The organism is Empedobacter sp. UBA6745 (assembly GCF_002453775.1).
GTDB classification, from domain to species: domain Bacteria; phylum Bacteroidota; class Bacteroidia; order Flavobacteriales; family Weeksellaceae; genus Empedobacter; species Empedobacter falsenii_C.
In genome coordinates this window covers 18,196-30,445 of the sequence record NZ_DKHL01000029.1, presented here as the reverse complement: position 1 = coordinate 30,445, position 12,250 = coordinate 18,196, and the positions used below count along the sequence as shown (strand labels likewise).

The window sequence follows — 12,250 nt, the reverse complement described above, 5'->3', positions numbered from 1 at the left end:
TCAAGAGAATATGAATACAAGCGTAGGCTTTAATCAATCTAATTCTGTAACTATGAATAAAACAGAAAATATAGGAATGACTGAAAGCCAAATTGTAGGAGGAATAAAGAATATTTCTGTTGGTGGTAACTTCATGACCAATGTTGTGGGAAGTTTAATGGAATTTGTGAAAGGAAGTAGAGAGTCTAAAGCTAAAGAGGTGAAAGAAAATTCTAAAAAAAGACAAATAATTTCGCAAGAAAATAATGATATTCATTCACAGACAACATTTAATAATAATAGTGGAGAAAACTCTAAAATGCATTAAGTATGTCTATTATTAGAATTACAGAAGGTGAACATATTACTGAAATAGAAAAAAGTTGGACTGTTTTTACAGATGAATTTGAAGCTTATGCAGGTAATTTTAGCCATTTTACAGCTAAAAATGGAACTATTTTCGGAAATCCATCAAAAGATAAAAATAATGATTTAAACTATTTTAAAGAAGGTTGGTGGAGTTCTGATAAAGAAGGAAATAATAGGATAACAGAAGCTTATGTTGGAGATATTGTATATTTTAACATCAAAATGGAAAATGTAAAAGCGACAGATGCAAAAGTTGATTTACAGTTATATGATGATGATGGATGGCCTAATCCTCCTGATGCTATTGATATAATAGAAATAAAAGAAGACGGTAAAGCTGGAAATATTATTAAATCTAAACCTATTATAGACAACAAGGTTAGTTTTCCATTAACTTTAAGTAGTGGTTTGATAGACTTTATAGAAGATGATATAGGTAATGAAATAGAACTTTATTTTCAATGTGGATATAATGATGAAGTACAAATAAAATTACCCTATTCGCAATTAGATTATCTTAAAGTTTTTGAAAAAGAAGTTTTAATTACTGTGATTATAGAGTTACCGCATTCGTTTTACACTTTGTTAAATAATCCAATTAGTGCATTAGGTTTAGCAGGACATTCTGCAATGGCAATAGGTGATAAATATTTTGATTATGGACCAGATTATTATCAATTATTAATGAAGAAGAATATGATTATGATTTTAATAGAGATGGCGATAAAGATGATGATATAAATTTAAAAGAAGTAGATTCAAAAGGAAAACCTATATATGATATTAATGAAAAATTTGCACCAGGAAGACCTTGGTGGGGAGAAATGGTAGCTAGTAGATTAAAAATAAATGCAAAAGATGTAACGCTTAATCAAGTTTTAGATTTTATTGGACTTCATTGGTATAATGATGGAACTAATATATATGGAGAAGTTCATAAAATTGAGTTTTATGTTAAGGAGAGCGAAGCAAATAAAATGTTGAATTGGTGGGAGAAGCGCTATAAACATCTTAAAGTATATAGCGTTTATCCTTGGAAAGGAGAACAATGTACAACAACTGTAAAAACAGCAATTCAGCAAGCCTTTCCATTTGGTGTAACTGCAATTTTGGGTGTTAAAAATTGGATTCCTGATACAACACAAATGCCTAGTGGTTTATTAGAAGATTTGATATCTTTTAAAAGTTCTTCTAAACAACATTTTGACGAACGTGCTAAACATCAAATTATTAAAAAAGAATCGGATGATTTTAAAGGATAATATGAAAAAATATATAATAATTATGGGGATATTTTCATTTTTTAGTTGTGAGAAAAAATATAATTTTGATAGTGAAGAATTTATTAGAATAGAGAAACAAGCAAAAATATCTAGAAATAAAGCATCTGGAATTTATAAGAATACTTTTAAACAAAATTTCAGTTTTGATAAAAGTCCATATGAAATTGATAAATATATAGAACATATATATATATATAATGGATTCTATTTCATAGGTTTTTCAAACAAAATAGATAAAGATAATAATAAACTATATTTTTTAGCTAAAATAAACATAGAAACAGGTGAAATTTCAGTGGTAAAATAATAAAAAAATCTTATTTAAAAAGTCAATGAAATTTCATTGACTTTTTATTAATATTTCCTGTAAAGGCGAAGCTAATAAAATGATTGGATGGTGGGAGAAGCGCTATAAACATCTTAAAGTATATAGCGGTTACCCTTGGACAGGAGAACAATGTACAACAACTGTAAAAACGGCAATTCAGCAAGCCTTTCCATATGGTGTAACTGCAATTTTGGGTGTTAAAAATTGGATTCCTGATACAACTCAAATGCCTAGTGGGTTATTAGAGGATTTAAGATCTTTCAAAAGTTCTTCTAGGCAGCATAGTGGTCAATTTGCAAAACAAACAATAATTAAACATGAAAGTAAAAACTTTCCATAAAAATGAAAAAAATTATATTAATGTCAATATTTAGCTCAATAATTTCCTTTATCAGTTGTAAAAGTAATGAAGATAAGTATGCTAAAGAAAATTCTATTATTTATTTTGAAACAAAAGAATTTGAAGAATTTGAAAAAAAATCACCTATCAAATTAGAAGAAGCATGGAATATTCAAAAAAAATATATGAAAAAAAATAATCAAATTCCAGAAAATTGGTTGTTTTTTGTTATTAATGATTACTATGTTTTTAATTCATCTATAAATCCTAAAGAAGCAATTTTTTTTAAATGGGGTTTGAGTAAATTCGAAAACTGGAGATGTTAAGTATAACAATTCAGAAATTTTAATAAAATATAATAATGTATATAATGGGGAAAGTGAAAAATTTCCTTTTTAAATAATCTTTTCTTTTTTCTAAAGCATCATTTTGACGAACTAGTTAAAAATCAACTTATTAAACTAATCGAATGATTTTAAAGAATAATTATGAAAAATAAATTCTTATATCATATCATGTTTTTTCTTTTAGTGGCTATAAATTTATATTCGCAAAAGACAACAAAAGATAATTTTACATTTCTTGTACAAAAAGAAGAAGGTGACCTGAATAATGATAAACAGATTGATAAAGTTGTTTTAGAAATGGATTTAATTGACGAGACAGGTCCATTACGATTACAAATATTTCTTTCGAAACCGAATAAACAAATTCAACTGGCAGTATCTTCTACAAAGTTAATTGAAAACCAATATCCAGTTGATAAAAAAGGCGAACACAATGGTAATCCTATCCCTGATTTTTACATCGAAGATGGTAATTTGGTAATGCTTACAGATATCGAGAATCGAAAAAGCCGTTATGAATTTCGTTATAAACAAAACAATTTTGAATTAACTAAAATATCAAGAGTTAAATGGGACGGAAAAAATACTACATCTGAAACCAATATTAACTTGTTAACCAACACCAAAATAGAATTTAATCAAGAATTAGGTTCAGATAAAGTTTTAAATAAAAAGAAAATCATTATGAAAGTAAATAAGCTACCTAAAATTCAGGATTTGAGCTTTTCTGATTTAGAAAATTTTTAAAATTATTATGAATTAACTAATTTATAACTTTCCAAAAAAATTATCTTCTATAAACAGCTTACCTATCACTACCTAAAGCGCTTATTATAAATAAAATCTTAAACTATACTCCTTTTTTTAAAATATCTAGGAATAATTGTTACACAAGTAAATTTAATATACTAAGCATAATCTTACTTGCTTTTTATCTATTCTTGAAAAAACAGGAGTTAAGTCCTCTTACGTACTATTAATTTTCTTTTAATTGGTTTGGGACAAAATTTAGTTAAAGATCAAAATAATCTAAGTAATAGATCTGTTAATAATAGCATTGATACTTCTTTATAGTTTTCTTATTCTTTTTGTTCGAAATAACTCAGAATCGCTAGCTTTAATTATAATACTAGTAATATCAAATTTAATTTCTTTCTATACAAAATCTGGGGAATATCGGACTAATACAAATGTTTCATTCATGAATGGTCAAGGTTCAATTGTTGATTTGTATTAACTATTATTTATAAAATTCCATTTGATTTAAAATTCTACAAGAAGTATTTAGCTAATTCTATCATTTGAATTGTAGTATTAAATTGATGTAGAGAAGAATAATTGAAAGGTTATTTATCTTATTTATACAAATAAGTAAAAAAAGGTAGTAAATGAGGGGTATAGATGAGCAATTTTTAAATAGAGTGATTGTATTTTCGGAATAATTTTAAGATTTAAATAACAAAATTTAAATTATTTGCTGTTTTCTATAAGTTTTGATAAGAATAGATGGTTATTAAACATTTTCTTAGAATAATGTTGAGTGAAAAGTATTTTATTCTCAGGAGAAAGGAAGTTATTAGAACATATTTTTTTATGAATTAGATATATTTTTAATTACTTCTAAAATTGCATCTTTTCTTTAATTAAAAAGTATAAAACTTTAATTTAAAACAACTTAAACAAACATCACATCTTTTGAAAATGTAATGAAATATGATTTTTTTTTTAAAACTATATATAAAAGAATATGAAAAATAAACTACTTTATTTCATCTTTACTGGATTTCTGACAACACAAACTAGTTATTCGCAAGTGGGAATTAATACAGATAATCCTCAATCAACTTTAGATGTTGTGGCTAATTTAGCTACAACATCTAAAGACGGTATTTTGCCTCCAAGAGTTACAAAGCAGCAATTAGCAGCAAAAAATTCAGGGACTTATAATACTAATCAAGAAGGAGCTATAGTCTATGTTACAACAGCAGATATCCCAACAGGAGTAACACCTAGTTTATCACAGGTTACCAATATAACAAGTTCAGGATATTACTATTTCAATGGAACTGAATGGTCTCCTTATTTATCAAAAAATATATATAATTCTGACGGAAGTCTTACTGGAAATAGAATCGTTACTCAAGGAAATCATACATTAGCGTACACTTCTTCGGTTGCCAATGGTTTTTCTGTAGATGGACCTACTTTTTCTGTAGATGCAGCTAATCACAAAATAGGTATAGGAACAACAACACCCGAAACGAAGCTTCATGTTGTTTCTACAGATCCTAAATTGAGCAGATACAATTTGATTGATGCAAATTCGGGAAGCAATCAATATGGAATTATGGCTCTAAGAAATATATCTGAATTAGCTATTGGAAACTTATCATTACTTGGTTTTACTAACAATGGTCCAACTGCAGGAGGTGCCAATTGGGCATTAGGATCTATTCGTACAGGAATATCAGATACAAAAGGTTTAGAAGAAGATTTTTATATCGGAAACTCTAATGGAGGTAATTTAATTGAAAGAATGCGGATTAGTGCTTCGGGAAATATTGGAATAGGTACTTCTTCTCCAAATAATAAACTTCACATTAAAGGCAGCAGTAACATCGATCCTGTACGGATAGAAGGTTTACAAAGTGGGGATATGGCTGTTACAGGATCTAAGATGTTGATGATAGATGGAAATAATAATGTAAAGACGACTACTCTCACTCCTGTTGGTGTCACAAATGGACTGAGTAAAACAGCAGCTGGAGATATAAAACTAGGCGGGACATTAACAGAAGCGACCACAATTACCACAGACGGAACAAATACATTAAAATTAGCAGGTTTAACAACTGGCAATGCGTCTAACATTGGTTCAAAAATTTTAATTGTTGATAGTAATAACAATGTACAAGTAACAGATAAAATAGCAAACGATTTATCTATTCCTTCTCCTGCTATTTTTACATTATTAACGGCTCAAAGTAATTTTTTGGATAACACTGCTGCAGGAGCTAAAAAAACTGTACCGATGTCGCTAACAAAAAATGCAATTAAAGGTTTAACTTTTGATGCTAGTAGTGAAACAATTACATTTCCCCCTGGAATTTACCAAATAACCTTTATATATGAAGCTTTTGTAGGAGGAAGCTGCACAGTTAGTTCCTATTTAGTTGATTTCCCTAAAGAAGTAGGAACTCAAAGAATTCATAGCACTGCGTCTCATAAAGCCGATGCTAGTGGTCTTGGTACTAATCACGGTGGTACAATTTCCTATGTTACAACTCTTGCAAATACAACATCATGGGTTATTCAGCTAGGAAGAGGATCTTCTGGAAACTGTTCAAATGGAATGACTTTAGTACAAAATTCAACTCAACTTGTTGTATTCAAATTAGGAGATATCTAAAATACTAACCTTTTTTATGCTTTAGATGATTTAATTTTTTATCAAAACAGATTGTAAAAATTAAAAACAAAAGCAAACTATACTTATAAAAATATAAGGTTAGAATTATCTAACCTTATATTTTTATAAAACCAAATTAATAACATATATGACTTATTATGCATATAGCTTCCAAGATAATATTGAAAATAATGATCATAAAATTTATTAATTTAATATTTTATAAAATATAATTTTGGTATAAACATAAAGTTTAAGTTAAAAATATAACTTTATAGCAATAATTCTTAAAGTTATTCCGAGATTGTATCCGATAGCAGATTCTAACTCTGTTATCTATATATATATGACAAATCACTTTATAGGAATAGGAAAATATATTCCAACTGAAAAAATATCAAATCTTTTTTTTGAAGAACATCAATTTTTTAATGAACAAGGAGAAATTTTAGATCAAAATAATGCTACTATTTCATATAAATTAAAGCAAATAACAGGAATAGAAGAACGTCGATATGCCAGAAAAGATCAAGTAACATCAGACTTAGGCTATATGGCAGCTGCTTCAGCCATCACAAATGCAAATATCGACGCAGAAACTATTGATTATATTATATTCGCTCATAATTTTGGAGATGTAAAACACGATACTATTCAGTCTGATATGGTGCCAAGTCTTGCTGCAAGAGTAAAAAATTTATTGAAAATTCAGAATCCTTATTGTGTTGCTTACGATGTTATTTTTGGTTGTCCAGGTTGGGTAGAAGGTGTTATACAAGCCAATGCATTTATAAAAGCTGGATTAGCAAAAAGATGTTTGGTAATTGGTGCTGAAACTCTTTCGAGAGTAGTAGATGAACAGGACCGAGATACAATGATATATGCAGATGGAGCTGGTGCTGCTATTTTAGAAGCTTCTACAAACAATAAAGGAATACAAGCTCATTTATCTGCCTCTTATGCAAACGAAGAAAAAGATTATCTGTTTTTTGGAAAATCATATAATTCAGAAAAATGTCCGAATACCAAATATATCAAAATGTATGGTCGAAAAATCTATGAGTTTGCTTTATCCAAAGTACCTTTAGCAATGAAAAAATGTGTTGATGATAGCTCATATAATATTGACGATATCAGTAAAATAGTGATTCATCAAGCCAATGAAAAAATGGACGAAGCAATTGTAAAACGCTTTTATAGTTTATATGATCAAGATGTTCCAAAAAATATTATGCCAATGAATATTCATAAACTTGGCAATAGTAGTGTGGCAACAATTCCAATTCTTTTGAAAATGATTATGGATAATGATTTGGAAAATCACCAAATAAATGAAGGCGATGTGGTATTATTTGCTTCTGTTGGCGCAGGTATGAATATAAACACATTTATTTACCAATTTTAACGATATCAATTATGATAATATCTAAGTTCTAATCACAATTAGGTTAGAACTTTTTTGTCATATAGAATTCTCTAGAAATTAATACCATTTAATTCATTAAAACTTATTACCTTTGCAACGTACTTAAGAAGATATTTTGTCTTAATAGTTTACAATTGTATTCTTTATTTTACTTTTTTTAATTCACTAATTGACCTAGTCAATATAATTTTAACTTCTGTTTTCTAAAACGTATACTTGTAAGTTTTACTACATTATAATATAAATGTTGTTGGATAATTAATTCATGTTTTCTTAGGTTTTATGAGTATTAATAATAAAAAATCTATACAAACATTTATGGCAGATTCTACATCTAAAAAAGAAAATAGCAAAAAGAAAGCTTTAAAAAAATTAGAGAAATTAAACAAAAGAGAGAACAGAAAAGAGAATAACAACAAAGGAAAATCATTAGAAGATATGATTGTCTATGTTGATGTACTTGGTAATTTTACAGATGTACCACCTCATTTACAAGACAAAGAAGCCGATTTGCTGAATAATAAAAGATTAGAATCTGATAACAGAGATGTTTTTATAGAAGGTATGGTTGATATCTACAACGATTCAAAAGGTTTTGGTTTTATTAAAGTACCAACTTCTAACGATAAAATCTTCTTCCACTTCAAAGAATCAAAAGAATTACTTAAAGTAGGAGATCAAGTGCAGTTCAAAAAAGAAATGTCTGAAAAAGGATTCAGAGCAATTCAAATATCAAAAAAATAAATTAATTAAATATACAACTATGCAAGAAGGAACAGTAAAATTCTTCAACGAATCAAAAGGTTTTGGTTTTATCTCTAACGCAAACGGAGGTGAAGATGTTTTTGTACATGTTTCTGGATTAATTGACAAAGTAATTGAAAATGATCAAGTTACTTTTGATATTGAAAAAGGAAAAAAAGGTCTTATGGCTGTCAATGTAAAAAGAAAATAATTCAACATATAATTATTTCTTATAAATCAAAAAGTCCTTATGTAAATAAGGACTTTTTTGTTTTTAAATACACAATAACACATTTGTTATTATCTTCTACTAAAATTACAGCTTTTATAAGCTATTGTAAATCTTATGTGTAATCACTTTTTTCTAAAGATTTCTAATAATAAACAAATTTGATTATACTAAATCATCTCCTGTAGTTTATTACCTTTTAAATATTTTTAATGCATTTATAAGTAAACTACAAAAAACCACAGAATATCAAAGCGCTATAAATCAATAAAATACAAAACATCATTTCATTATTACTTCCCTCGATGGAAACAGGTATCTACCATGAAAGTAATAATAACTATTTCTAAAGGATTTTATTTCTTTACACTAAATCATTAAACAATATTTTTAAGAACGATAAAGTACTGAAGCAGTAGTTAATACATCTCAAAGTGATGTAGAATTTATCTATCATAGAACAAATCGTTCAAAAAATTCGAATTCATTTTTTAAGGATATAAATTATAGAAATAATAATCAAAATGATATTAATAACAGGAGCGACTGGCAATTTAGGATCTAGTGTAGTTAATCAACTTTTGAAAAAAAGTACACAAGATACTTTTGTCGTTACATCAAGTAATCAAGAAGGAGTCAACAAACTAACATCAAAAGGGTTTCAAGCCAGATTAGCAAACTTTAGCGACAGAGAATCTTTAAAAGAATCTTTTGATGGAATTGAAAAATTACTTTTGATTTCTACAATGGATTCAAACCGTTTCGAACAACATAAAAATGTAATCGATGCAGCAAAGGACCAAGGAGTAAAACATATTGTTTATACTGGTCTAGCAATAAAGGACATTCAAACTTCAGGAGTAAAAGACTTAATGATAAGTCATTTTCAAACAGAAGATTATATTAAAAAAAGTGGTTTAACCTATACAATTTTGAGAAATACAATGTATGCGGATGCATTAAATCAAATATTAGGGGAAAACGCGTTAAATCAAAATATAAATTTACCTGGAGGGAATGGAAAAGTTCCTTATGTTCTTCGTAGAGAAATGGGAGAAGGAACTGCTAATCTGTTACTACAAAAAGGTCATGAAAATAAAACCTATGATATTGTAGGAAATAAAGAATATAGCTATCAAGATATTGCAAATGTATTGTCTAATCTGAGTGGAAAAACAATAAATTATAATGATATTTCTGAAAATGATTTCGAAAAAAATTTAAAACAAATAGGTTTTCCAGATTTCGCTATATACCTAAACACAGGAACTCTATTTGATATTAAAACACATCAATACGAAATAGAAAACAAATTCTTAGAAGAACTACTTGAAAGACCTACAGCTCCAATCGAAGAATTTTTAAAAGAACTATTTAAAATTTAAAAAAATGAAAAACTTTGTTTTATTACTGAGAGTCAATACAAATATGGATCCTGGAGCTTTTACAGACCCAAGAGAAGTAGCTGATAGAGCTAAATGGTTAGAAGACGTTAAAGAAAAGGGAATTGTCAAAAACTTAGGAGGAACTATGCCTCCCATTCCTCCAATGGCAACTACAATTTTTGCTGATGGTTCTGTAAAAGAAGGACCTTTTAAAGAAGTTGAACATTTCTTAACTGGATTTCTAATTATAGAAGTAGAAGATTTAGAAGCTGCCAAAAAAATTGCAGCAACCAATCCTATTCTAGTCGCTGGAGGAAGTGTAGAAATACGAGAAATCTTACTAAGATAGTATTTGATAGCCTTATGAACTTGAAGAAACAAAAAAATTGGACTCTATTTGCCATATTTGGTATTGCCTATTGGTTTTTTGGCAATCTATATGAAGCTATAGTTTTTGGCCCTAATTGGATTATTGAAGATCCTAATCATCTGAAGCACTTAAATATGTTTTTTGTCAATTCTAGTCCAACTCTATATTTTATACCGATGACATTAATTGCAGGAATCTCAATTTGGATTTTAACATTTTTAAATAAAATTAATAGTGTAAAACGCGAATACAGAATGGCAAGTATTTTAGCTCTAATAGTTACCATACTTACATCATTAATAGTCGGTTTTGTATTATCAAAAATGTTTGGTTCAGGATTTTATGCGAATCCAGAAAAAGGAAGTTTTTATGGAAAAATATGGAATGTATCAAATGCATTTAGAATGATATTTGAACTAGCTACCATTTACTATTTATTCAATGCTTATAGAAAATTAGATAAATTAAAATAATCAAACCAATTTAATACCCTTAATATTTAAATGAAATTATTAGAAGCGCTAAACTGGAGATACGCTACAAAACGTATGACAGGAGAAAAATTAGATGATGATACAGTAAATAAAATTATTGAAGCAGCGCGTTTAGCTCCAACATCTGCAGGATTACAACCAGTACATTTGTTTGTAATTAGTAATCCTGAAGTAAAAAAACAAATTCAACCAATAGCATTTAATCAACCTCAAATTGTAGAATCATCACATTTGATTGTTTTTACATCTTGGGCAACAATTCCAGATAAAAAAGTTGATGAAGTATATAATTATACAAATTCAGAACGAGGTATTTCTAATGAAAAAACAGCAGACACAGTAGAAGGTCTAAAACAGTTATTCAGTACATTTTCTGAAGAAGAACAGTACCATCACACTGCTAAACAAGCACATATATCTTTTGGAATGGCAATTGCCGCAGCAGCAGAACTAGGAGTAGATGCTACGCCAATGGAAGGATTTAGTAAAGAAGGAATAGATGAATTTTTGAAATTAAAGGAAAAAGGATTAAGATCAGTTGTTCTTTTAGCTCTAGGCAAAAGACAAATAGAAGAGGATTGGTTATTTCCATTAAAAAAAGTTCGTCAACCTAAAGAAGAGTTTATTACAGAAATTAAGTAATAGAATATTTTTTTACAAATTCTGTATTAACAAAACTCATTTCAAAATAGATTACCTATGTTATTAAAAGACAGCTTAAGAGAAAAACTGTTATTTCGCTAAATAGCATCATACTCATTAAGACAACTTAAAAGATAGGATTTCTGATAATGATCTGTTTCAACAAAAAACTAATCAAATATGAAAATAGAAATTTGGAGCGATGTAATGTGTCCTTTTTGTTATATTGGAAAACATAATTTAGAAAAAGCTTTAGAGAATTTAGAATATAAAGACCAAATTGAAATTATTTGGAAAAGTTATCAATTGGATGCTAGTATTCCCGAAGTTGTTAACGATACATACGCAGGATATTTATCTAAAAAACGTAATGTCAGCGAAGAGCAAGGAAATCAAATGTTAGCCTCTGTATCTACTACTGCTAAGCAAATAGGTCTAGACTATCATTTTGATAAAACAATCATGACCAATTCCTTTAAAGCACATCGTCTTATACAATTTGCTAAAAGTAAAGCAAAAGGATCTCAAATGGAAGAAAGACTTTTCAAAGCATTTTTTACAGAAGGGAAAAATGTATCAGATACAGATACTTTAATACAATTGGCTAAAGAAATCGGCTTAGAGGAAAACGAAATTTCGGCAGCTTTTACTGATGATATATATGCATATCAAGTAAAAAATGATATTAACGAAGCAATTCAATTAGGTGTAACAGGAGTTCCTTTTTTTGTACTTGATAGGAAGTACGGTATTTCCGGAGCACAACCCTCGGATGTATTTTCAAACACTATTGAAAAGGCATTTGAAGAATGGAAATTAAATCAAACTAAAACAAACTTAGATATACAAAATGGGCAATCATGTTCTATAGATGGTCAATGCGACTAAAAACAACTTAAACAATA

Annotated in this window: 15 protein-coding genes and 1 pseudogene; all 16 read left to right on the top strand. The window is 28.2% G+C overall.

What is annotated here, in order from left to right; all coding sequences use genetic code 11:
- Nucleotides 1–307, top strand: a pseudogene (locus tag B4H69_RS08770) (Vgr family protein); the annotation flags it as partial.
- A 2-nt stretch (nt 308–309) separates the two neighbouring features.
- Nucleotides 310–1,089: a hypothetical protein gene (locus B4H69_RS08765; protein ID WP_180906448.1), complete on the top strand. Its 780-nt coding sequence runs from the start codon at nt 310–312 to the stop codon at nt 1,087–1,089.
- Between the two features lie 83 nt (nt 1,090–1,172).
- Nucleotides 1,173–1,610 (top strand): hypothetical protein, encoded by a 438-nt coding sequence (locus B4H69_RS08760; protein WP_180906447.1) that lies wholly within the window; start codon nt 1,173–1,175, stop codon nt 1,608–1,610.
- A gap of 1 nt (nt 1,611) precedes the next feature.
- Nucleotides 1,612–1,938: a hypothetical protein gene (locus tag B4H69_RS08755; protein ID WP_280046557.1), complete on the top strand. Its 327-nt coding sequence runs from the start codon at nt 1,612–1,614 to the stop codon at nt 1,936–1,938.
- A gap of 79 nt (nt 1,939–2,017) precedes the next feature.
- The gene (locus B4H69_RS08750) at nt 2,018–2,299 is read left to right on the top strand and encodes a hypothetical protein (RefSeq protein WP_180906445.1); all 282 of its coding nucleotides are present in this window, start codon (nt 2,018–2,020) and stop codon (nt 2,297–2,299) included.
- A gap of 2 nt (nt 2,300–2,301) precedes the next feature.
- Complete coding sequence (locus B4H69_RS08745; protein ID WP_180906444.1) at nt 2,302–2,625, top strand: hypothetical protein; 324 nt, start codon at nt 2,302–2,304, stop codon at nt 2,623–2,625.
- Between the two features lie 162 nt (nt 2,626–2,787).
- Complete coding sequence (locus tag B4H69_RS08740; RefSeq protein WP_180906443.1) at nt 2,788–3,393, top strand: hypothetical protein; 606 nt, start codon at nt 2,788–2,790, stop codon at nt 3,391–3,393.
- 1,000 nt (nt 3,394–4,393) lie between these two features.
- Nucleotides 4,394–6,055, top strand: coding sequence for a hypothetical protein (locus B4H69_RS08735; protein WP_291093559.1), 1,662 nt, complete (start codon nt 4,394–4,396; stop codon nt 6,053–6,055).
- Nucleotides 6,056–6,401: 346 nt separating this feature from the next.
- Nucleotides 6,402–7,460 carry a 3-oxoacyl-ACP synthase III family protein gene (locus B4H69_RS08730; protein ID WP_291093567.1) on the top strand — a complete coding sequence of 353 codons (1,059 nt, stop codon included), beginning with the start codon at nt 6,402–6,404 and terminating at the stop codon, nt 7,458–7,460.
- Between the two features lie 339 nt (nt 7,461–7,799).
- A complete protein-coding gene (locus B4H69_RS08725; protein WP_219033988.1) occupies nt 7,800–8,225 on the top strand; it encodes a cold shock domain-containing protein in 426 nt (141 codons plus the stop codon).
- A 19-nt stretch (nt 8,226–8,244) separates the two neighbouring features.
- On the top strand, nt 8,245–8,436 hold the full coding sequence (locus B4H69_RS08720) for a cold-shock protein (protein ID WP_038335863.1): 192 nt from the start codon (nt 8,245–8,247) through the stop codon (nt 8,434–8,436).
- A 542-nt stretch (nt 8,437–8,978) separates the two neighbouring features.
- Nucleotides 8,979–9,839: an SDR family oxidoreductase gene (locus tag B4H69_RS08715; protein WP_180906439.1), complete on the top strand. Its 861-nt coding sequence runs from the start codon at nt 8,979–8,981 to the stop codon at nt 9,837–9,839.
- Between the two features lie 4 nt (nt 9,840–9,843).
- On the top strand, nt 9,844–10,188 hold the full coding sequence (locus B4H69_RS08710; protein ID WP_180906438.1) for a YciI family protein: 345 nt from the start codon (nt 9,844–9,846) through the stop codon (nt 10,186–10,188).
- A 20-nt stretch (nt 10,189–10,208) separates the two neighbouring features.
- Nucleotides 10,209–10,682 (top strand): hypothetical protein, encoded by a 474-nt coding sequence (locus tag B4H69_RS08705; RefSeq protein ID WP_180906437.1) that lies wholly within the window; start codon nt 10,209–10,211, stop codon nt 10,680–10,682.
- A 30-nt stretch (nt 10,683–10,712) separates the two neighbouring features.
- Nucleotides 10,713–11,345, top strand: a complete 633-nt coding sequence (locus tag B4H69_RS08700) for an NAD(P)H-dependent oxidoreductase (protein WP_180906436.1) — start codon at nt 10,713–10,715, stop codon at nt 11,343–11,345.
- Between the two features lie 180 nt (nt 11,346–11,525).
- Nucleotides 11,526–12,233, top strand: a complete 708-nt coding sequence (locus B4H69_RS08695; RefSeq protein ID WP_180906435.1) for a DsbA family oxidoreductase — start codon at nt 11,526–11,528, stop codon at nt 12,231–12,233.
- Nucleotides 12,234–12,250: the final 17 nt, after the last annotated feature.